The sequence below is a fragment of the Pseudoalteromonas sp. CO348 genome (assembly GCF_004208845.1).
Lineage (GTDB): Bacteria > Pseudomonadota > Gammaproteobacteria > Enterobacterales > Alteromonadaceae > Pseudoalteromonas > Pseudoalteromonas maricaloris.
On the sequence record NZ_SGPI01000010.1, the window covers coordinates 132,444 to 154,964 of the forward strand.

General features: G+C 44.5%; 22 protein-coding genes. 13 read left to right on the forward strand and 9 right to left on the reverse strand.

The genetic code is table 11. The features are described from left to right. Window positions 1-229 precede the first annotated feature (229 nt). From glyA to EXT48_RS03295, 10 genes are all read left to right on the forward strand, one after another. Window positions 230-1,486, forward strand: a complete 1,257-nt coding sequence (glyA, locus tag EXT48_RS03250; RefSeq protein ID WP_010372111.1) for a serine hydroxymethyltransferase — start codon at window positions 230-232, stop codon at window positions 1,484-1,486. A gap of 85 nt (window positions 1,487-1,571) precedes the next feature. Continuing rightward, on the forward strand, window positions 1,572-2,021 hold the full coding sequence (nrdR, locus tag EXT48_RS03255; RefSeq protein ID WP_010372109.1) for a transcriptional regulator NrdR: 450 nt from the start codon (window positions 1,572-1,574) through the stop codon (window positions 2,019-2,021). After that, window positions 2,018-3,130, forward strand: a complete 1,113-nt coding sequence (gene ribD, locus EXT48_RS03260; RefSeq protein WP_130163558.1) for a bifunctional diaminohydroxyphosphoribosylaminopyrimidine deaminase/5-amino-6-(5-phosphoribosylamino)uracil reductase RibD — start codon at window positions 2,018-2,020, stop codon at window positions 3,128-3,130. Before nrdR ends, ribD begins: the two co-directional genes overlap by 4 nt. A gap of 1 nt (window position 3,131) precedes the next feature. Next, window positions 3,132-3,788, forward strand: coding sequence for a riboflavin synthase (locus tag EXT48_RS03265; RefSeq protein WP_010372102.1), 657 nt, complete (start codon window positions 3,132-3,134; stop codon window positions 3,786-3,788). 28 nt (window positions 3,789-3,816) lie between these two features. Next, entirely contained in the window at window positions 3,817-4,929 is a 1,113-nt protein-coding gene (ribBA, locus tag EXT48_RS03270; protein ID WP_069022948.1) for a bifunctional 3,4-dihydroxy-2-butanone-4-phosphate synthase/GTP cyclohydrolase II, read from the forward strand. A gap of 116 nt (window positions 4,930-5,045) precedes the next feature. Continuing rightward, entirely contained in the window at window positions 5,046-5,510 is a 465-nt protein-coding gene (ribE, locus tag EXT48_RS03275) for a 6,7-dimethyl-8-ribityllumazine synthase (protein WP_010372096.1), read from the forward strand. Between the two features lie 11 nt (window positions 5,511-5,521). After that, the gene (gene nusB / locus EXT48_RS03280) at window positions 5,522-5,932 is read left to right on the forward strand and encodes a transcription antitermination factor NusB (RefSeq protein WP_010372094.1); all 411 of its coding nucleotides are present in this window, start codon (window positions 5,522-5,524) and stop codon (window positions 5,930-5,932) included. A 43-nt stretch (window positions 5,933-5,975) separates the two neighbouring features. Further along, entirely contained in the window at window positions 5,976-6,938 is a 963-nt protein-coding gene (gene thiL / locus EXT48_RS03285) for a thiamine-phosphate kinase (RefSeq protein WP_130163559.1), read from the forward strand. 8 nt (window positions 6,939-6,946) lie between these two features. After that, window positions 6,947-7,429: a phosphatidylglycerophosphatase A gene (locus EXT48_RS03290; RefSeq protein ID WP_010606135.1), complete on the forward strand. Its 483-nt coding sequence runs from the start codon at window positions 6,947-6,949 to the stop codon at window positions 7,427-7,429. 24 nt (window positions 7,430-7,453) lie between these two features. Next, a complete protein-coding gene (locus EXT48_RS03295) occupies window positions 7,454-10,534 on the forward strand; it encodes a ligand-binding sensor domain-containing diguanylate cyclase (protein WP_130163560.1) in 3,081 nt (1,026 codons plus the stop codon). A gap of 99 nt (window positions 10,535-10,633) precedes the next feature. Here the strand turns inward: EXT48_RS03295 and dxs are convergent, their stop codons facing one another. From dxs to xseB, 3 genes are all read right to left on the reverse strand, one after another. Next, a complete protein-coding gene (dxs, locus tag EXT48_RS03300) occupies window positions 10,634-12,505 on the reverse strand; it encodes a 1-deoxy-D-xylulose-5-phosphate synthase (RefSeq protein WP_045988938.1) in 1,872 nt (623 codons plus the stop codon). A 166-nt stretch (window positions 12,506-12,671) separates the two neighbouring features. Continuing rightward, on the reverse strand, window positions 12,672-13,571 hold the full coding sequence (gene ispA / locus EXT48_RS03305; protein ID WP_130163561.1) for a (2E,6E)-farnesyl diphosphate synthase: 900 nt from the start codon (window positions 13,569-13,571) through the stop codon (window positions 12,672-12,674). Further along, a complete protein-coding gene (gene xseB / locus EXT48_RS03310) occupies window positions 13,571-13,810 on the reverse strand; it encodes an exodeoxyribonuclease VII small subunit (protein WP_045988936.1) in 240 nt (79 codons plus the stop codon). Before xseB ends, ispA begins: the two co-directional genes overlap by 1 nt. Window positions 13,811-14,044: 234 nt before the next feature. Between xseB and pomA the strand changes: the two genes are divergently transcribed. The 3 genes from pomA (at window position 14,045) to EXT48_RS03325 (ending at window position 16,435) form a co-directional block, all read left to right on the forward strand. Continuing rightward, window positions 14,045-14,812 (forward strand): flagellar motor protein PomA, encoded by a 768-nt coding sequence (gene pomA / locus EXT48_RS03315; RefSeq protein WP_069022938.1) that lies wholly within the window; start codon window positions 14,045-14,047, stop codon window positions 14,810-14,812. Window positions 14,813-14,814: 2 nt separating this feature from the next. Next, window positions 14,815-15,744 carry a flagellar motor protein MotB gene (locus EXT48_RS03320; protein WP_069022936.1) on the forward strand — a complete coding sequence of 310 codons (930 nt, stop codon included), beginning with the start codon at window positions 14,815-14,817 and terminating at the stop codon, window positions 15,742-15,744. A 169-nt stretch (window positions 15,745-15,913) separates the two neighbouring features. Beyond that, a complete protein-coding gene (locus EXT48_RS03325; protein ID WP_130125885.1) occupies window positions 15,914-16,435 on the forward strand; it encodes a hypothetical protein in 522 nt (173 codons plus the stop codon). A gap of 60 nt (window positions 16,436-16,495) precedes the next feature. On the opposite strand, the gene EXT48_RS03330 is transcribed toward EXT48_RS03325, so the two are convergent. The 6 genes from EXT48_RS03330 to EXT48_RS03355 all read right to left on the reverse strand — a co-directional run bounded on the left by EXT48_RS03330 (window position 16,496) and on the right by EXT48_RS03355 (window position 22,486). Next, on the reverse strand, window positions 16,496-17,698 hold the full coding sequence (locus EXT48_RS03330; protein ID WP_188249488.1) for an aromatic amino acid transport family protein: 1,203 nt from the start codon (window positions 17,696-17,698) through the stop codon (window positions 16,496-16,498). A gap of 253 nt (window positions 17,699-17,951) precedes the next feature. Beyond that, window positions 17,952-19,028 (reverse strand): lipopolysaccharide assembly protein LapB, encoded by a 1,077-nt coding sequence (locus tag EXT48_RS03335; protein WP_010372068.1) that lies wholly within the window; start codon window positions 19,026-19,028, stop codon window positions 17,952-17,954. Between the two features lie 216 nt (window positions 19,029-19,244). Continuing rightward, a complete protein-coding gene (lipA, locus tag EXT48_RS03340; protein WP_017216358.1) occupies window positions 19,245-20,210 on the reverse strand; it encodes a lipoyl synthase in 966 nt (321 codons plus the stop codon). After that, window positions 20,207-20,860, reverse strand: a complete 654-nt coding sequence (gene lipB / locus EXT48_RS03345) for a lipoyl(octanoyl) transferase LipB (protein WP_130163564.1) — start codon at window positions 20,858-20,860, stop codon at window positions 20,207-20,209. Before lipB ends, lipA begins: the two co-directional genes overlap by 4 nt. A 19-nt stretch (window positions 20,861-20,879) precedes the next feature. Continuing rightward, window positions 20,880-21,158 carry a DUF493 family protein YbeD gene (ybeD, locus tag EXT48_RS03350; RefSeq protein WP_010372058.1) on the reverse strand — a complete coding sequence of 93 codons (279 nt, stop codon included), beginning with the start codon at window positions 21,156-21,158 and terminating at the stop codon, window positions 20,880-20,882. A gap of 164 nt (window positions 21,159-21,322) precedes the next feature. Then, window positions 21,323-22,486 (reverse strand): serine hydrolase, encoded by a 1,164-nt coding sequence (locus EXT48_RS03355; RefSeq protein WP_039493684.1) that lies wholly within the window; start codon window positions 22,484-22,486, stop codon window positions 21,323-21,325. Window positions 22,487-22,521 lie beyond the last annotated feature (35 nt).

Sequence of the window (22,521 nt, forward strand, 5' to 3'; positions counted from 1 at the left end):
CGTCCACTCAGATAAGGTCAATTTCAAGACTATATTAGCTTTTCAAATGCAACTTGGGTTGTCTTATTTAAAATATTAATGTTTAAATAAAAAAATATCATCGCGATAGGGGTGTGAAATAAATTCAATCCCTGCTTAAATATGCCCATGCTGATTTCATAGGCAAACTGGTTATCTTGTGATGCTAGATTGTCTTTAAAAATACCCTTACGTTTACCTAGGAGAAACCATGTTAGAACGTAACATGAATATTGCAGATTTTGACCCAGAACTATTTGCAGCGATTGAAGCAGAAACTTCACGTCAAGAAGAGCACATCGAGCTTATCGCTTCTGAGAACTACTGTAGCCCACGTGTACTTGAAGCGCAGGGTTCTCAGCTAACAAACAAGTATGCTGAAGGTTACCCAGGTAAGCGTTACTACGGCGGTTGTGAGCACGTTGACGTGGTTGAGCAGCTCGCGATTGACCGTGCCAATGCGCTATTTGGTTCGACTTACGCTAACGTTCAGCCTCACGCTGGCTCACAAGCAAACGCGGCGGTATTCCAAGCGCTACTTCAGCCACATGATACCGTGCTAGGTATGAGCCTTGCCCACGGTGGTCACTTAACGCACGGTTCACACGTAAACTTCTCTGGTAAAACGTACAATGCTATCCAGTACGGTCTAAACGAAGAAACTGGCGAAATCGATTACGCGCAAGTTGAAGCGTTAGCACTTGAACACAAGCCAAAAATGATCATCGGTGGTTTCTCTGCGTACTCAGGGATCGTTGACTGGGCGAAGTTCCGCGAAATCGCTGATAAAGTAGGCGCTTACCTACTTGTTGATATGGCGCACGTTGCAGGTCTAGTTGCCGCTGGTATTTATCCAAGCCCAGTGCCTCATGCACACGTTGTAACAACAACAACGCACAAAACGCTAGCGGGTCCTCGTGGTGGTCTTATCATCTCTGCTTGTGATGATGAAGAAATCTACAAAAAGCTAAACTCTGCCGTATTCCCTGGTGGCCAAGGTGGTCCTCTATGTCACGTTATCGCTGCGAAGGCGGTTGCGTTCAAAGAAGCACTACAGCCAGAGTTCAAGTCATACCAAGAGCAAGTGGTTAAAAATGCACAAGCTATGGTTGCGGTACTTCAGGAGCGTGGTTATAAAGTGGTTTCTGGCAAAACTGAAAACCACCTGTTCCTACTTGACCTGATTGATAAAGACATCACAGGTAAAGATGCAGATGCAGCGCTTGGCCGTGCAAATATCACAGTAAACAAAAACTCCGTACCAAACGATCCACGTTCACCGTTCGTTACTTCTGGTCTGCGTATAGGTTCTCCTGCAATCACTCGTCGTGGCTTCAAAGAAGCTGAGTCGAAAGAGCTTGCTGGCTGGATCTGTGACGTACTAGACAACATCAATGATGAGTCTGTACAGGCACAAGTGAAAGAAAAAGTAAAAGCAATTTGCGCTAAATTACCTGTTTACGCATAATTTCGCTCACAAAAAAGCAGTTTTTTGTTATGATTAAGGCCGCATTCAAGCGGCCTTTTTTGTTTTTGAGTCAACGAGAGCGTCTATGCATTGTCCATTCTGTACAGCCAAAGATACCAAAGTGATAGATTCACGTTTGGTTGCTTCCGGCCACCAAGTCCGTCGCCGTCGTGAGTGTATTTTATGCCACGAACGCTTTACTACCTTCGAGGGCGCAGAGCTCTTAATGCCGCGCGTGATAAAGCAAGATGGTACCAGAGAGCCTTTCAATGAAGATAAGCTACTCAATGGCATGCACCGAGCGCTGGAAAAGCGCCCAGTCAGCACAGAACAAATAGAAGAAGTAGTACACCAGATTAAATCTCAAATTCGTGGTACGGGTGAACGCGAAGTACCAAGCGACATGATTGGCGAATGTATTATGGAAGCCCTCAAAAAGCTCGATAAAGTGGCTTATGTGCGATTTGCTTCAGTATATCGCTCTTTTGAAGATATTCGTGAGTTTGGTGAAGAAATTGCGAGGTTGGGGGATTGAGCCAGTTCACAGCGCAAGACCATGATTACATGAGCCGCGCCATCACGCTTGCAAAGCGCGGTAAATACACCACAACACCTAATCCAAACGTCGGCTGTGTGATCGTAAAAGACGGTGAAATCGTCGGCGAAGGCGCGCACTTAAAAGCAGGTGAAGGCCATGCTGAAGTGCATGCGCTTAAGCAAGCTGGAGCTAAAGCCGCTGGTGCAACTGCCTATGTAACGCTTGAGCCGTGTAGTCACTATGGCAGAACGCCGCCGTGTGCTAAAGGTCTGATTGACGCAGGCGTCAGCAGAGTGGTTGCAGCCATGGTTGATCCCAACCCACAAGTTGCAGGGCGTGGATTGGCAATGTTAGAGGCCGCGGGAATTGCAACGGCTTTTGGTTTGTTAGAGCCACAAGCAAGGGCACTGAATACCGGATTCTTGAAGCGAATGGAGCATGGATTGCCATTCGTGACTTGTAAGCTTGCCGCTTCTCTTGATGGTAAAACCGCACTAAACAATGGCCAGAGCAAGTGGATTACCTCAGCGGAAGCGCGCTTAGACGTACAGAGCCACCGCGCGCAGAGCTGTGTGGTCTTGACCGGAGCGGATACGGTTATGGTAGACAACGCCAGACTCAATGTTCGTGAGGAGTTTTTGCAAGACACCGATTATCCTCAATCTGAGCTACGCCAGCCGATACGTGCGATTATTGACTCACAAAATCGTCTGACACCAGATCTTGCGCTATTTAAAATTACATCTCCGGTGATTATTTTTCGCCGTACTATTGATAATTCAGCGCAATGGCCTCATTTCGTAGAGCAAATTGTCGTGCCTGAAATCAACGGTAAGCTCGACCTAAAAGCCGTGCTCAACAAGCTGGCTGAAAAGCACTGTAATTATGTTTGGTTAGAAGCCGGTGCCACCCTTGCGGGGGTAATGCATGAACAAGGGCTAATCGATGAATATATCGTCTATTTGGCACCGAAAATAATTGGCGCTGGAAAAGGGCTGTTTAACACCACGCCACTGAGTGCCATGTCGCAAATACCAGAGTTAGTGTTTGGCGACGTTTGCCAAGTGGGGCCTGATCTCAAACTTATCGCGACTAAAGAGAAGTAAAATGTTTACAGGTATTATCGAAGCAACAGGAACATTAACTCAATTGCAGCTCAAGGGCGGCGATTTAATTGTTCGTGTGACCACGACATCTCTTGATATGAGCGATGTAAACTTGGGTGATAGTATTGCCACTAACGGGGTTTGCCTGACCGTAACTGAGAAGTTTCATGATGGCTTCAAAGCCGATGTTTCTAACGAAACCTTAAGTTTGACGCGTTTTGCCGAGTACCAACAAGGCCAAAAGGTAAATCTTGAAAAGGCACTGCAGCCGATTTCACGTCTAGGCGGTCATTTGGTGTCAGGCCATGTGGATGGTATTGCTGAAGTGGTTGAGATAACCGCTAATGCCAGAGCGACTGACTATTGGTTAGCCGCGCCGTCATCGCTAATGAAGTATATTCCGTATAAAGGTTCGGTTGCCATTGATGGTATCAGTTTGACGGTCAATGCCGTGGAACAAAATCGCTTTAAACTGACCATAGTGCCACACACGGCGCAAGAAACGACGATTGCAGGTTTTCAAGTCGGGTCAAAACTAAACCTAGAGGTTGACCAAATCGCCCGCTACCTCGAAAGACTAATTCAGGGTGAGCCAAGCGCTGCCAGCGAGTCCACTCTCACAACCAGTCTATTGGCGAAAGCTGGCTTTATAAAGTAGCCACAGACAAAGTAAAAATGGGAAAACTATGAGTTTAAATAGTGCTGAGGAAATCATCGCGGACATTAAAGCCGGTAAAATGGTTATTTTGATGGACGATGAAGACCGAGAAAATGAAGGTGATCTGATCATTGCAGCAGAGCACATTACACCAGATGCAATTAATTTCATGGCAACATATGGTCGCGGGTTAATCTGTTTGACCATGACACAGGAGCGCTGTGAGCAGCTGAACTTGCCACTAATGGTGAAAACCAATGGCGCTCAGTTCTCTACCAACTTTACTTTGTCTATTGAAGCTGCAAAAGGCGTAACGACGGGGATTTCAGCGGCAGATCGTGCTCGTACAGTGCAAGCTGCAGTTGCCAAAGGTGCGGTGCCTGAAGATATTGTACAACCTGGTCATATCTTCCCAATCATGGCGCAACCAGGCGGCGTTTTAACGCGTGCAGGCCATACTGAAGCTGGATGTGATTTAGCACGTTTGGCGGGATTGGAACCTGCATCTGTGATTGTTGAAATTCTAAATCCAGACGGCACTATGGCACGTCGCCCACAACTAGAAGTATTCGCAAAAGAACACGATATTAAAATCGGCACCATTGCTGATTTAATTGAGTATCGTAATTTAAACGAAACCACTATCGAAAAAGTAGCAGAGTGTAGACTGCCTACTGAGTTTGGTGAGTTTAATCTAGTGACGTACAAAGACACCATTGATAATCAACTTCACTATGCGATGGTAAAAGGCGAGATAAAATCGGAAGAAGCCAATTTAGTACGTGTGCATCTGCAAAGCACGTTTAACGATATTCTTCATTCAGATCGCAGCGCGGATAGAAGCTGGACACTGCAAAGTGCCATGAAGCACATCGCCGACAACGAAGGTGTATTAGTCATTCTTGGTAAGCAAGAACGCAGCGAAGAGATGGAAGCGCTGGTTAAGGCATTTGCTGCGGAAGATGCGGGTGAACAGGTGAACTACCGTAAATTCCAAGGTACTTCGCGCACCGTAGGTGTGGGGTCGCAAATTTTGGCTGATTTAGGCATTCAGAAAATGCGCCTAATGAGTCTACCGAAAAAATATCATGCACTGTCTGGTTTCCACTTAGAAGTGGTTGAATACGTCGAACCAAAATAATTCCAAAATGCCAAATTGATCGCAATCGCCTATATTCAGATAGTAGGCGATTGCCACATTACTGTGCTATCATGCGCCTCAATTTGGCAATTGCTCATACAGATTAGGAACATCTAATGAAAGTAATCGAAGGTAATAAATACGCTCCTGGCAAAAAATTTGCCATTGTCATTTCACGTTTTAACGATTTTATCGGTAGCAGCTTACTTGAAGGCGCTGTAGATGAATTAAAACGTACCGGTGGTGTTAGCGATGAAGACATCACGGTTGTATATGTACCGGGAGCGGTTGAACTACCACTAGCAGCAAAACGCGTTGCGATGAAAAAAGAGCACGACGCGATTATTGCGCTAGGTGTGATTATTCGTGGTGGTACGCCACACTTCGATTTAGTTGCTAACGAGTCTAACAAAGGCTTAGCTAGCGTTTCATTAGATTATGACATCCCTGTTGCTTTTGGTGTACTTACTACTGAAAGCATTGAGCAAGCTATCGAGCGCGCGGGCACTAAAATGGGCAACAAAGGGGGAGAAGCCGCCCTTGGAGCTCTAGAAATGGTGAACGTGCTAGAGCAAATTTAAGAGGAATCTCAGTGAAACCAGCAGCTAGACGCAAAGCACGTGTACTTGCTTTACAAGCTATTTATTCTTGGCAGCTAAGTGGTAACCCAATTGCCGATATCGAACAGCAAATGCTGATCGAAAACGACGTAACGAAAGTCGATGTAGAATACTTCAAAGACTTAGCACGTGGTGTTGTTGTTAACCAAAAGCAGCTAGACGAAGCAATTCGTCCGCATTTAGCTCGTCCACTTGAAGAATTGGATATGGTTGAGCTTGCCGTGTTACGTGTTAGTGCTTATGAGCTTAAATTCCGTGAAGATGTGCCATACAAAGTGGCTATCAACGAAGGTATTGAGTTAGCGAAAATGTTTGGCGCTGAAGAAAGCCACAAATTCGTTAACGGTGTACTGGACAAAGCGGTTAAGTTTATTCGCAAATAAGCTTTACTATAGGAATAGCCGGCCTTGGCCGGCTTTTTTGTGTATGAAAGAATTTGAGCTAATCAATCACTATTTTAAAGGTCGTGGCATTATTCGCCGAGATGTAGAGCTTGGGATCGGTGATGACTGCGCCTTAGTTTCAGTTCCTGCTGGCAATCAGCTTGCGGTAACAACGGATACGCTAGTTGCGGGTGTGCACTTTTTTGAAGATATTCCACCACGGGCGCTTGGCCATCGTGTGATTGCGGTAAACCTTAGCGACTTAGCTGCAATGGGCGCGGAACCTACTTGGGTGTCACTTGGTTTAACCATACCCAACGCTGACTTGGAGTGGTTAGAGGCCTTCACCGAAGGCATGCATGAAATCGCCGAGTACTATAACGTACAAGTAATAGGTGGCGATACAACGCAAGGTCCATTGACTATCACTATATGTGCAAAAGGTATTGTACCAACTGGTAAAGCACTCAAGCGCTCAGGAGCGCGAGTGGGTGATTGGATTTATGTAACAGGTCCACTTGGTGACGCAGGGCTTGCTATTGAAGCGCGAAAGCAGGACTGGACGCTTGAGCCAAAACATTACAAAGCGGCGCTTGAAAAGTTTCACTACCCAGCGCCACGGGTTGCAGCTGGCCAAGTGCTTAGAGGGCTTGCTACTTCAGCAATCGATATCTCAGACGGTTTACTTGCGGATCTTAAGCATATTTTACGTAGCTCGTTAGTTGGCGCTAAGATAAATGCCGATAAAGTCCCACAATCTGATGCGCTGCGCTCAAGTCTTGATGAAGATGCACGCATGCGGCTCGCGCTCGGTTTTGGTGATGACTACGAGTTACTCTTCACGGTCAATGATAATAACAAAAATGCCGTGGAAACCAGATTGAAGCAATATGGTGTTGAGCCAGTTTGCATTGGCCAAATTACGGCTAATAATGGCGAAATTCAATTGCTCAAAAAAGGTCAACCTTACCAGCTCGCAGGGCTTGGTTTTGAGCATTTTAGCTAGGAGTTGGTTTGGCTAAGCAATATGTATTTAATTTAAAGAAGCCGCATCAATTCTTTGCACTCGGGTTTGGTCTTGGTTTAGCGAAAAAAGCACCAGGTACTTTTGGTACCTTCGCCGCATTACCGTTTATTTTTGCAACCCAAGGTGCACCAATTTGGCTGCAATGTCTGGTTGCGATTGTCATGACATTATTTGGGATTTGGGTGTGTGGTAAAACAGCGGACGATGTTAATGTTCATGACCATCCAGCCATTGTCTGGGATGAAGTGGCAGGCTTTTATATTACCATGATAGGGGCGGCACTTAGCTGGCAGTCATTAATCGTTGGCTTTATTTTGTTTCGCTTTTTCGATATTTTGAAACCGGGTCCGATAAGATGGCTCGATAAACGTTTGCACGGTGGCTCTGGGATTATGCTAGATGATGTATTAGCTGGCATTTTTTCATTGATTTGCGTGCAAGCTTTGTTTAAAACTGGCATTTTAGTCTAACTGTGCTGATGTGATGGAATCGAGATGACAAGGCTATTGTTTTTCATTTTCACTTTGCTGCTACCAATTACGAGTTTTGCGGCGATAGATGATTACGTAGTTAAACAGTGGAATATCCAAAGTGGATTACCGTCACAAAGCGTTAAGAGTGTCGTTCAAGACAATCAGGGCTACATTTGGCTCGGAACTCAGTTTGGCCTAAGTCGGTTTGATGGTCATCAATTCCAAAACTTCAATACCCAAAATACCGAATTTTTAAATAGCAATGCCATTAATAAATTGGTGGTGGATCGATTTGGCATGCTCTGGGTTGGCACGCGTCGAGGATTGTTAAGACTCAACCCCAAAACCTTAGAAGCTCGACGTTTCGATCTGCAGGGGCCTGTACGGGATATCTTGCAAGATGAAGATGGCGGGATCTGGATTGCTGCGAATGGTCTGTATTATGTTTCTGCGAAAAAGCTGACGTTAGCCGCTAATAACATCGAACAAAGTACGTTAGATGTTACCCAAATCAATCAAATTGTAGGTTCCGTGACTAAAATGGCGCTGGTGCCAGATGGCATTTGGTTGGTAAATGAACGTCACTTACTTAAAATCAGCGAATCAAACAATCGCACTGGCGATGGGGTTCGGCTTGAATTGGCAAGCAAAGTGTCATTACCGGAACAGTTAGCGCAAACCATCATACATGACTTAGCTTGGGTCGATGGTAAGTTGTTCTTAGCATCAGAGCTGGGCGCCTATTTTCTGGATATAGATGAAGTACTACGTCGTTACCAAGAAGTGGGTAACAATGCGGTATATAAGTTTCTTAACGATAAAGAAGGTGGCCTGTGGGTTTCCACTTATGGGCGATTGTTATACCGACAAAATAATGGTATTTGGCAAGCTGTTGAGCCCATTCAATTAGATCAGAGCATCTGGTTTGCCGATATTTTTATGGATAACGATAATAATATCTGGCTCGCTAGTTTAAATGAGGGACTTTGGCTAGCTCACTCAGGTAAGGTTGAGCGTCATCATATCGGCCAGCGGACAAATCAAGCTATTTCAGCAATCACTCAAGGCCCCAATGGCCAATTGTGGGTAGCTAGCAGAGAAGGTCTTGGTATTATCGGGTTAAATGATAGTTATCAACCCGTGCTCACAAGTGCTCAGTTAAATCGCTCTGTAATACACGACTTAGAATTTATCGGTGAAAAGCTCATTCTTGGTACTGACCGTGGCGCGCTTATCTATGAAGATGGCACACTGCAAAAGTTAAGTGAGCGTGAGCTCAGGCAAAATCCGGTATTTTCTCTCAGCCCTTCAAATCGTGGGGGGATGTGGTTTGGTACTGGCAGGGGCTTGTATCGTCTTGATTACAAGGGGATAACGCCGTTCGCCTATAATGCCTTTCTCGGTAGCCAATTCGTCACTTTTGTTGAAGACTTCCCTAGATACGGCTTCATTGGTACAAATAAAGGGGCTTATCGTTACAATGATAAGGGGATCGAAAAAATTGGTTCTCAAACGTCATTGGATACCGCTTATATCACCAGTATTTTGCATTTGGATACCGTGACGACTTTAGTTGGTTCTCTCAACGATGGGCTATTCTATCGTACCTCAGATGGTGATTGGTACCAGCTTGATGCTTCAAATGGATTGCCTTACGGATCGATATTTTCGCTGCATTATGACAAGAGCAATCAGCTCATCTGGGTGAGCACAATGAAAGGGGTATATCGCATGCCCGTTGCGCAATTCGGTCACGTTATAGAGAGTTTGCAAGTTGAACAAGTAATAAGCCCATTCGATAGGCAGCTTGATGGCAGACCAAGCCAATGTTGTTCAGGACTTGGGCATGATGCCGTGGTTGAAACCGAGTCAGCTATTTTTTACCCCAGCTTACAAGGCGTTGTTGAAATCCCTAAAAATGTCCAGCTTTTTGGTGGTGGGGATTTATTGCCAAGGCTAGAGTCATTGTCTACCCACGATAGAGTATTTAGTACAGAATCATTAAATCAAGTGATCCAGCTTGATACATCTGAGCGTGATTTAACCATTAATTATACTGCAATCGATTTTTACGCGCCGCATAGCATTGAATTTAGATACAAGCTAGAAGGGCACGATACGCAATGGCGTGATGCTCAGTCACGCCGCGAAGCAATTTATACCAATTTACCACCTGGCAACTTCACCTTTGTTTTAGAAGTTAAGCGCCAAGGGCAAGATTGGGAGCAGGCGAAGGTGCTTAACTTATCTATTACGTTACCGCGCCGTTTCGATGAGACGATTTACTTTAGGCTGTTTATCACTTGTGCGTTTATCTTTATGTTCTATCTCATTTTCTGGGTATTTAGAGCACAAGAAAGAAGGAAGCAAGCCGCGCTAGAAGCGTTGATAGCAGAGCGTACGACAGAGCTCAGAAAAGCCAACGAAAAGCTTAATCAAGTCAATACTCAGCTTAAACTTGTAAGTCACTCAGATGAATTGACGGGGCTACGTAGTCGTCGCTTCCTCTTTGATCAGTTACCAAAAGATGTAGAGCATTATCAGCGCAATGCACAGTCATTACAGGCTCAAAATAAGAGTTTGGTATTGATGATCATGAACATTGATGATTTTAGCAAAATTAATGATTCTTATGGTCCAATTGGCGGTGATAGTTGTTTGCAGCAATTAGCGACGTTACTCAATACACGGACACAAGGTTCTGATTATGTTGTCCGTTGGAGCGGTGATGAATTCCTATTACTACTACGTGACTTTAGCAGAGACTATATCGAAGAGTATGTCAGCGACTTATGTAAGGCGATTGCTGAAACGGATTACCGCTTACCGAACGGTAAAACGACTAAATTGACGGTGTCGATGGGGTGGTCTTATTATCCATTGCCACTACTAGGCGGTAAGGTCATTGGTTGGGAATCATCTGTGAACCTAGCTGATATCGCATTACATCAGGTCAAACAACGTGGCGGTGATGGTGCTGCGACAATCATCTTTGACGATCAATTGGATGCATTCGAATTTGAGCAAAGCGCGAACATAGAGTCTCAGCTACAACTTTTGCAAAGCAATGGACTTGCGGAAGTAAGAGTGTGGATGAGGTAAAGCTCATCACTAGCTCTTAAACTGTCAACGTATTGCAGGACGAGAGGCAGAGCATAAAAAAGGCTTCCAAATGGAAGCCTTTTTTAGAACAGCTCAAAGTCAAGACTGTGGATTTAGCCAAGTCTTAATTTGCTGACTTATTCCTTCGCTGCTTAAACCCAGTTCGGCATGGATCTCGGTTTGTGAACCATGCTTAATAAACTCATCAGGTAGGCCGAGTAGTTTGATTGGCTTTAGATGGCCTTGGGCTAATAGATATTCGCTCACAGCTGAACCTGCACCACCAGCAATAGCGTTGTCCTCAAGTGTTACAAAGCGCTCGTGAGTTACCACTAACTCTTCGATAAGTGCGGTATCTAAAGGTTTTACAAAGCGCATATCAACTAGTGTCGCATTTAGCTCTGCGGCAACGGCTTGAGCGTTTTCAAGCAATGTACCAAAGCTTAAAATAGCCAGCTTTTCACCTTTTCTTACTACCTTGCCCTTACCAATTTCCAGCTCGCTCATTTCTGTACTAATCTCTGTGCTTCCCGCACTGCCCCTAGGGTATCTTACCGCAGCTGGCTTATCTAGGCGGTGACCAGTATAGAGCATTTGACGACATTCATTGAGGTCGCTTGGTGCCATGATCACCATATTAGGAATGCAGCGCAAAAAGCTTAGATCATAAGCCCCTTGGTGCGTTTCACCATCGGCACCAACGACACCTGCGCGGTCAATAGCAAAAAGTACTGGCAGATTTTGTAGTGCAACATCATGAATTAATTGGTCATAAGCACGTTGTAAAAAGCTTGAATAAATAGCAACAATAGGATTCAAGCCCTCACAGGCAAAGCCTGCACCAAGCGTAACAGCATGTTGCTCCGCAATTGCAACGTCAAAATACTGGGCTGGGTACTCTTTAGAGAAACGCACCATGCCAGAGCCTTCACGCATTGCAGGTGTTATAGCCATCAGCTTATTATCTTGTGCGGCCATATCACAGAGCCAGTCACCAAATACTTTTGAAAAGGTCGGTGCGCTGGGTTTTGATTTGGGTAAGCTGTGCACGGTTGGATCAAACTTTGGTACGCCATGGTAGCCAATAGGATCCGCCTCTGCAGGCTTATAACCTTTCCCTTTTTGCGTTTTAACATGCAATAACTGTGGCCCCTTAAGGTTACGCATATTGCGCAGCGTATCAACTAGGGTGCCAACATCATGTCCATCGATTGGGCCAATATAGTTAAAGCCAAGCTCTTCAAAGAAAGTACCTGGGATTATCATCCCTTTTAAGTGTTCTTCCATTCTGCCAGCAAGTTCTTTAACTGGCGGTACACCAGCTAACAGCTTTTTACTGCCTTCACGAATATTAGTATAGAAGCTACCAGATAGGATCTTAGCGAAATGGTTTGTAAGTGCGCCAACGTTTTCTGAGATAGACATTTCGTTGTCGTTCAAGATCACGAGCATGTCCGGATTAACATCCCCCGCGTGGTTCATGGCTTCAAACGCCATACCAGCAGTCATTGCGCCATCACCAATAATAGCAACAGTTTTACGGCCAATTGCTTCTCTTTCAGCGGCAATAGCCATTGCAAGCGCTGCAGAAATCGAGGTGCTTGAGTGACCAACACTAAAGGTATCGTATTCACTTTCCTCTCGATATGGGAAAGGGTGAAGCCCATCTTTCTGGCGAATAGTATGCATCTGGTCACGGCGGCCAGTTAGGATCTTATGGGGATAAGCCTGATGACCTACGTCCCACACCAATCTATCCTGTGGTGTGTTGTAGACGTAATGCAATGCAACGGTCAATTCAACCGTGCCAAGACCTGAAGCTAAGTGACCGCTGCTTTGAGAGACTGAGTTTAGCAAATACTCTCGTAATTCATCACTTAACACAGATAACTTATGCTGGGGTAATTGACGAAGTTGACTTGGGTCGTCAATTAACGCGAGTAAAGGATACTTGCTACTATCAAGTTTCATGGTATTTATCAGAGTCCTAGTGAGTCTTTGCTGAGTATTTACCCGCGCAGCTCACTTCATAATTATTAAAATTCGTCACCAACTGGTCATAATATTATGTTAGCCAGTATTTACAAAGTACTTGTGAATATTTTCTTAGCTTGGCGTAGTTATTTTATACGTCAGCTTAATATTCTCGATCTATGATGTATTTTGCTAAATCTGCAAGTATTTCTGTGTCACCATCTATTTTCGTAAGCGCATCTAGTGCTTCATCTATCAACTGTTCAGCTTTTTCTTTTGCTTGCTCTAAGCCTAACAGTGCAGGGTAGGTAGACTTATTATGTTCTATGTCAGAGCCTTGTGGCTTACCAAGCACTGCCGTGTCACCTTCTACATCAAGAATGTCATCTCTGACTTGGAATGCAAGGCCTATTGCACGACCATAAGTGCGTATTGCATTACATGCTTGCTCGGTAACTTGCTCTGGGTTGCCGCATAAGATCCCAAGCTCTACAGCACAGCTTAGCAGTGCACCTGTTTTTAGCTTATGAATACGTTCAAGTTCGTCTATGGAAATTGAACGATTAGTAGCAGCTATATCAAGTGCTTGGCCACCAACCATGCCTTGTAGACCCGATGCTTTAGCTAGCGCGGAAATCATTTTTATTTGCGCATGGTGGCTTACTGCGAATTGATGCTCACTTAACAGCTCAAACGCCAGAGTTTGTAAGGCATCGCCAGCTAAGATAGCTGCCGCTTCATCGAATTGAATATGGCAGGTTGGACGGCCGCGCCTAAGTTCATCATCATCCATCGCGGGTAAATCATCGTGCACCAACGAATAGCTATGAACACACTCTATTGCTGCAGCGGCCTTGTCTAAGTCTTCTGGAGCCGCACCAAACAATTCACCAGTGCAGTACACCAAAAACGGTCGCAAGCGTTTACCACCATTTTCTATACTGTAGCGCGTTGCGGCTTTGATATTTTCTTCAGTATCAAGCACATTATCAAAATAGTGTAAAACGGTGGTTTCTACACGAGTCTTAGCAGACAGGAGTTTTTCTTGTAATTTTGCTGACATTAGGCTTCGTTTTCAAATGGCTGTAATTGCGCATGCTCATCTTCGCCCATTAAAATAGCGACCTGCTGCTCAGCTTGCTGAAGTTTTTGGTTTGAAGCTTTTGCGAGCTTTATCCCACGCTCAAATTGTTTAAGTGCTTGATCCAGAGGTAAGCTACCATTTTCCATGTCTGCAACGATTTGTTCTAATTCTTGCATGGCCTCTTCAAAGCTCAAGTTATCAGGTTTTTTTACCGCCATATGTCACACTGACCCGTAAAGTAAAAGTGTGGCAATTTTAGGGGGATTGCGCGCCAAGGTCAAAAAAACCAGAGACTTTTTGATCTGACGGAGTATCGGCATTACAAGATCTGCTATAAACTCGCATTTTAAACACTTTTTAATATAATAGTGTTAAGTTGTAGAGAAACTTGCCGATAACTCAAACAATAATAACTGCGTGATTTATCACAAATAACTTCCCTCGGAGGACATGTGGATTTAGCAACGGTAATAGGGATCCTGGGTGCCATAGGTTTGATTGTAATGTCGATGGTACTGAGTAGTGATGGCCAGATCGCTATGTTCTATAACACGCCTTCCGTCGTTATCGTATTTGGTGGTTCAATTTTTATCGTATTGTCTAACTTTACGCTTGGACAATTTTTCGGCATTGGTAAAGTGGCCGGGAAGGCCTTCATGTTTAAGATTGAAACCCCTGAAGAGCTGATTGAAAAAGCCGTTGAGCTTGCTGATTCTGCGCGTAAAGGTGGTTTCTTAGCGTTAGAAGAAGCTGAAATTCCCAACCAATTTATGCGTAAAGGCGTTGATATGTTAGTCGATGGCCATGACGCTGATGTTGTGCGCGCCACACTGCAAAAAGATATTGCTTTAACGTCCTCAAGACACCAGTTAGGCGCCGGTTTATTTAAATCCCTCGCTGATATAGCGCCTGCGATGGGTATGATCGGAACACTCATCGGCCTAGTTGCTATGTTGTCTAACATGGACGACCCAAAAGCAATCGGGCCTGCCATGGCTGTTGCACTTTTAACAACTTTGTATGGTGCGTTCTTAGCTAACGTGGTTGCGATCCCAATTCAGGTTAAGCTTGAGCTTCGTAAAGATGAAGAAGAGCGAAATCAGCGGCTCATCTTAGATGCTATTTTAGGTATTCAAGATGGCCAAAACCCGAAAGTCATTGAAGGCATCTTGAAAAATTATTTGCCTGAGTCTAAACGTGGCGCTGAGGCTGAGGAATAACCATGTCAGATGAGAATGAATGTAAATGTCCTCCCCCAGGTCTTCCCGCCTGGATGGGGACATTTGCTGATCTGATGTCATTACTGATGTGCTTCTTTGTACTGTTACTGGCATTTTCTGAAATGGACGTGCTGAAGTTTAAGCAAATTGCCGGGTCGATGAAGTTTGCTTTTGGTGTGCAAAACAAAATTGAAGTAAAGGATATCCCAAAAGGTACCAGTGTTATCGCGATGGAATTTACTCCTGGTAAGCCAGAACCAACACCAATTGAAACTATCCAACAACAAACCGTAGAAATGACGCAACAGATGCTTGAATTTCAGGCTGGTGATGAATCGTCTGCGGGTGGTCGGCAAGAGCAGCGGGGCAATAAGCGTGGTGGTGAGTCAGCCAGTACAGCTCAAGAAATGGCGTCAACGCAAGCAATCGCATCCGCAGATCAAGAACAAGTTAATGAGCTTGTTAAAAAGATTGCGCAGCAGCTAGAAAAGCAAATAATGGATGGTGCGATTGAGCTTGAGTCTCTAGGGCAGCAAATCATTATTCGTATCCAAGAGAATGGTTCTTTCCCCGCAGGTAGTGCGTTTTTACAACCTAAATTTGAACCAGTGATTGCCGAAATTGCAGAGCTACTCAAAGATGTACCCGGTGAAATTACTGTCTCGGGTCACACAGACGATTTTAGAGTCACTAACGAACTTTACTCCAATAACTGGGATTTATCGGCGACGAGAGCGGTCGCTGTTGCGACTGTGATGGAGCGCGTTCGTGGTTTTGATAAGAACAGAATGGTCGTGGTTGGTCACGCAGACACCAGACCGCTTGTTCCCAATGACAGTGATGCTGATAGACGCCGCAATAGGCGTGTTGAAATCTCGATTTTACAGGGTAAACCTAAAGAGTCAGATCCTATTGAAGTGAGGCAAAATTAATTACAGTTTATTGCCAAATTACAGGGAATTCGCTAAAGTTCTAGCTGCTCTACAAACTCTCGATAAGGATAAAATGATGGACATTAAAAATTATAGATTACCAGGTGATAACGGCTCTGGCGGCGATGATGAAGCTGAAAAAAAGCCAAGTGTAACAAAGTAATTAATTATGTGGTCCGCGTGGGAGCCTGTTAGGCTCTTCTTTTTTGAGCATAGCGTTTGGGTATCTTTTATCGCGGTTATTTTATGTCTCGCAGTTCGTGATATAAAAGCGTTAAGATATGCAACTCTAATTGCGTTGTTTTATGTCTTGGGAATTCTGAATTCTGATTATATTAGGGCTGCTGATCCTGATAAAGTTTATCGGTATATCTATTGGGCCCTTTCAGACATTGTCTTCATGGCAATTATTGCTTACTGGGCTGTTAAAGATAAGATGTATCTATGGCAAAGTATTCTTGCCCAAATAATCATTATTCCAGCACCGCTATTACAGTTTTTTAGACTTGTCGACAGACATTTTATGGATCTGTCCTATTCAACTTACCTGTACCCTACAATTATTCCTATGGTTAATGTGGCTACTCTGTGTTTAGCATTTGTGCCAGTCTTTACCTTTTGGAAACTAATGCAAGATAGAAAAGAAGCGAGACTGGCTAGGGAAAATAGATTAGCAGAAACGACTAGTTAACCTAAACCTCGGATAATTAATGCCTTATCCAAGGTTCAGGTTAATTTGCAGTTGTTTTGCTTACCCTAAACTAGGAATAAGGCCAGCCATTTGCATTAGCTGAGAGGTGATGATCATCACACCAAAAATGGCGGCAAGTCCTAGTCCAAGCGTACCACCTTTAACCTGATATCCATCATTACCTCTAACTTTTCTCTGTTTCCATACCATAGCAACTGGTAGAAATACCGCTAACACCACGAGCGCAATTGCCGCATATCCCAGTGCCATGATAAAGCCCTTTGGATAAAAGAGGGCAAAGCCAAGCGGTGGTAAAAAGGTAATGAACGCCGTTTTTACACGGTCTTTCTTAGTATCTTGCTTTTTAAAGGCATCTGCAAAAAAGTCGAATAAGCCGAGACTAACACCTAAGAATGAAGTCGCGAGAGCAAGATCTGCAAAAACCGTCACAAATAATTGTACGTTGTCGTTGTGCGCGATAGACGAAATGCTGGTGACAAAACCCGGCAGCCCCTCACTTGCCATTAAGCTCTCTTGCCCCATAACACCTTGGCTTAGTAGTTGCCAAAATACATAGATGATAAGCGGGAGGGAAGCACCAAACATCATTACTTTACGTAATTGGCGGATATCTACACCCACGTACTTAACGATTGATGGGATTGAGCCATGAAACCCAAATGAAGTGAAAATTACAGGAATTGCCGCAATAACAAGTCCTTGCTCCACTGGCATATCGATAAGATGTTGGCCATGAACATAGGGAGTCAGGATAAAAAACAAACTCGCGAGCACGATAACTTTAATGGTAAATAGTAACTGGTTAAGCTTATCGACGGTACTTGTGCCTAATGTCACTATGGTTGCTATGATAACAGCAAGCAATACTGAGCCGAGTTGGGGAGTGATCCCGTCACCTAGTACACTAACCAGTTTGCTTTGAAGTTGTGCACCACCTCCCGCGATGTAAGCTGCGCACAGTGCATAGAATAAAAATACCATAGAAAAGTTAGCGACATATTGGCCCGTTTTACCGAGCAAGTTTTTCGCCAGTGTATTTAGCGTTGCGTCTTGATCTGCGTATTGATGTACTTCCAACATAAGCAAAGCGGTATAGGTCATTAACAACCATGTGATTGCTAATAATGCGATAGCGGTAGAAAAGCCGAGTCCTGCTGATGCAATAGGGAGGGCGAGCATACCCGCGCCAATTGTAGTACCTGCTACAATCAGCATGCTGCCCAAAGTTTTATTCTTAAGCACGTTTTGCCCCTGATTATTATTATCTGGTGAGGCAAGATATAACGAATAGCGAGGAAATGAAACCGTTTTGCTGCTAATACCAATTCGCGTATAAAATTTATGCGTTAAAAACAAATAAGCCGCATATCAATATGCGGCTTATTCTACTCACTGGTATTTTCATCCAGTGAGTTTGTGCTTGTACCTTTAACTTTTATATAAAGTCTTCATCTCTCATGAAAATGCACCGTATCAAGCTAACTTACCTAAGAGTCTATTGCGCTCGTACTAAATTGTCAAACCAATCTTGACCTCTCGAACTGAGCGACTTTAGCACAATAAGGTCACTTTCACCGTCGGGCAGCTTCAATCTTAAATGCTCATCAAGCGCAATTGCACGTTCCAAATGGCTGCGGATTTCACCCAGCGTCCGGACCATACAATCTAGCTCCTCAGGTAAGCCTTCGCTAAAATCTATACGAGTCTGGTAACAGGCTATATTCCAATGCATACGAGCTCTGACGGACTCACTCATATCTGAGATGGAAAGTGCGCTTTCTAGCAGCTTGATGGCTTCTGCGAGCTTACCATCTCGGCTGAGTGCTCTGGCTTTTATGCCAATTGCTCTTGCATGGTTTGGATGAATGTTGGTAAGAATGTCATCACAAACCTTAATTGCTTCATCGTATTGTGTGTTTGCAATCAATTCCCTAGCGCGTTGGAGTGCGATTTCTACGGTATTCTTACGTGCTATTTCATACTCTTCTTTAACCTTTTGTTGGATGTCATTGAATTCATCTTCGCCAACGTAGCGCTTGTAGGCGCTAGAAACGAGTCCTACACCACCAAAACCGCTTAAAATAGAGAATGAAAAGATTTTAATCCAAGTCCAAAATGCTTTATCAGAACCGGTAATTGAGTCGTTTTCCCGCTTCAAATTGTGCTCAACGACCACTTTGATTATACGGTTGATCTCAACGGCGTTATCGTTATGCGCAGATGAAAACATCGCCACGGGAATGAGTATCTCGTCATTGTTTTGATGGTGGGAGTCGTGCTCCCCATTTTGATATGATTTAAATGCATACTTACTGACTGGGCTGAAGTCAGCAGCGCCCGCCATGGTGAGCACACCGATTGCCATAAATGCTGAGATCACACCGGCTAGAATGACACCGAATCCACCTAAGTCCCAATACTCTGGGGCGGCGCTATTCGCACTCTTAAACTTAGGTTTGCGAAACTTATATGACGACGTTGAGCGCATCGCTTGTAAGAGCCCGCCTAAGCTGCCTCCAAGTACCACAACGGCAATAAAAATAGCGTAAAAGCTGATTGGTCCGTATTCCATATTATTATTCTAAGTAACCTGAGCTGGGGATAATTAAAGCCTTGTTACCACTATAACTCTCTGGCTATACAAGGATGTAAATTAAGCGAATTTTGGCTATTTTACATTGAATTTACATGAATGCGTAGAGGGGAAGTCGGAAATTGTATGGGTATTGCTCCTACTGACGACTAGGAGCAATATCCGTGTTACTTGAACTTAAGTTCGGAGCAGAAGTTATTTTACTTCTTTACCGGCGGCTTGCTGATCTGCATGGTAGCTAGAGCGTACAAATGGTCCGCAAGCCGCGTGGCTAAAGCCTATTTCGTCGGCATACTCTTTTAGCCCATCAAACTCAACCGGTGGCACGTAGCGCTTGACTGGCAAGTGGTGCTTTGAAGGTTGCAGATACTGGCCTACGGTAAGCATATCTACGTTATGCTCGCGCAAGTCTCTTAAGACTTCTTCAATTTCAGAGATTTCTTCGCCTAGTCCAACCATCAGGCCTGATTTAGTTCTTACTTCTGGATGTGCTTCTTTAAAGCGGCGTAGTAATTCGAGTGACCACTTATAATCGGCACCAGGACGCGCTAGCTTGTAAAGTCTCGGTGCAGTTTCAAGGTTGTGGTTGAATACATCTGGCGGTGTTTCACTCAAGATCTCAAGCGCTCTATCCATACGACCACGGAAATCAGGCACAAGAATTTCGATTGTAATACCTGGGTTGTGCTTACGGATCTCACGAATACAGTCAGCAAAGTGCTGCGCACCACCGTCGCGCAAATCGTCACGGTCAACAGAGGTAATAACAACGTAGCTTAACTTCATGTCTTTGATGGTAAGTGCAAGCTTTTCCGGCTCTTGAGCGTCGGGTTTTAATGGACGACCGTGGGCCACATCGCAGAATGGACAGCGGCGAGTACAAATTGCACCTAAAATCATAAAGGTTGCTGTACCGTGATTAAAGCACTCAGAAAGGTTAGGGCAAGACGCTTCTTCACAAACAGAGTGCAAGCCGTGCTTACGCATTGCTTGTTTAATGCCATCGATACGCTCACTTGATTTTGGCAAACGGATCTTTAACCACTCAGGCTTTCTCAGCATTTCTTCGCGTTCTGTTGGCATGACTTTAACTGGGATCAATGCCATTTTTTCAGCATCGCGGAGCTTTACCCCTGGCTCCATTTTGACTGGTTTACTCATACGTTTTCAAACCCTTCAGTGTATTCGACATGCTCAGCATTAATGCGTTTTAGCATGTGTTTTACCAGACCAGCCCCCGCATCAGCGACGGTTTGAGGTCCATTAATTTCGCTACTTTGCACCATATTCATGCCCGCATAACCACAAGGGTTTATTCGTAAAAATGGGTTAAGGTCCATATTAACGTTGAGTGCGAGACCATGAAACGAGCAGCCACGGCGGACTCTGAGTCCAAGAGATGCTATCTTGCTATCGTTGACGTATACACCTGGTGCATCGGCTTTAGCATAAGCCTCTATCCCATATTCTTTTAGGGAGTCGATAATGCTTTCCTCTAGCCAAGTGACAAGTTCACGTACCCCTATTTTCAATCGTCGTAAGTTGAGCAGTACATAAAGCATTTGTTGCCCAGGACCGTGGTAGGTAACTTGACCACCGCGATCCACTTTTACGACGGGAATGTCGCCCGGCGCCAGTACATGCTCTTCTTTACCGGCTTGACCTTGTGTAAAAACAGGTTCATGTTCCACCAGCCAGATTTCATCCGCAGTGGTGTCATCACGTTCATCGGTAAAAGATTGCATTTTGTGCCAAATTGGCTCGTAACTACAAAGGCCAAGTTGGCGCACAATTAACTTACGAGATTCCATAACTAGGGGTCCTTACCAACTACAGGATGTAACGGACGTCTTCGATGCCACCGATCTCGGTATAAATCTGCTCGATATGCTCTTTGCTGGTTACGGTAACGACAAGAGATACGGCTTCATAGGTGCCTTTGCTGCTTGGTTTAACCTTTGGTGCATAATCACCCGGTGCAATAACCTGCAGTTTAGCTAGGATCTGATCCGTCAAATCGACATTTGCAAGGCCCATAATCTTGAATGTAAATGGGCAAGGAAATTCTAAGTATTCATCAAACTTAGTATTTTTAACTGGTTTTACCACGACGGTATCCTCACAACGAACTACTTGCTGACGCCCTTATTTGGCCACTTAGATGCTCTTTCAAGCCAGGAGCTGCCAAGGTCGTCATTTATTGGCCGCATTCTATCATTTTTGACGCAAAAAAAAACGCCTCATGATGAGGCGTTCACTTACATAAAATGGGGTTATTGCGAGATCTGTAAACGTAGGTAGTCGTAGATCTTGCTAAAGAATCCACCTTCTTGGATCTCTTCAAGCGTAACCAGCGGGTATTGTGCTACGTCTTCACCTTCAAGCTGTAAGAATAAAGTACCAACTTTAGTGCCTTTTGCTAGCGGCGCTTCGAGTGTCTTATCTAGCTCAAAGTTAGCCTTTAAGTTCTTGCTTTGACCACGTGGGATAGTAATTGGCGTGTCTTCCATAATGCCAAGCGATACGGTTTCTTTGTTACCCATCCATACGCGCTGATCGGCAAAAGCGTCACCAGCTTGGTAAGGAGTAATGGTTTCAAAGAAACGGAAGCCGTAGTTAAGCAACTTTTTGCTTTCAACTTTACGCGCTCGCTCACTCTCTGTGCCCATGACTACTGCAACAAGACGCATATCATCTTTAATCGCTGAAGTAACAAGGCTGTAGCCGGCATCTGAAGTATGGCCGGTTTTAATGCCGTCCACTTCAAGGCTTGCATCCCAAAGTAGTGAGTTTCGGTTATATTGCTTTATGCCGTTGTATGAAAAAGACTTTTTCTTGTATAAAGCGTATTCGTCAGGTACATCACGAATAAGCGCGGCACCTAGGGTCGCCATGTCTCTTGGGGTGGTGTAATGCTCATCGGTGTCTAGACCATGGCTATTGATAAAGTGACTATTCGTCATGCCTAGCTTTTCAGCATGTGCATTCATCAGATCGGCAAACGCACTTTCACTACCAGCAATGTGCTCGGCCATTGCAACACAGGCATCGTTGCCTGATTGAATAATGATCCCGTGGTTTAAGTCATCAACACTGACCTGCTTACCCACTTCGATAAACATCACCGATGAACCAGGGAAATTCTTAGCCCACGCTTTTTCACTAATGGTGACTTGATCTGATGGACTAATGTTACCTGCCGCGATTTCAGTACCAATAACATAACTGGTCATCATTTTGGTTAAACTTGCTGGCGCTAGCTTAGTATCGGCTTCACCTTCTGCAATTACCTTTCCAGTTGTGAAATCAACAAGGAAATAGCCTTTCGCATTGATCTGCGGCGGCGAAGGAATAATTTGTGCGCTGGCACTCATAATAGAGAAAGTGCACACCAGTCCAAGGACTTTTTTAACGATTTTTGGTTTGATAGAAGTCATTATGCTCGCTTTTTTGTTTATCGGCATTCATTGCG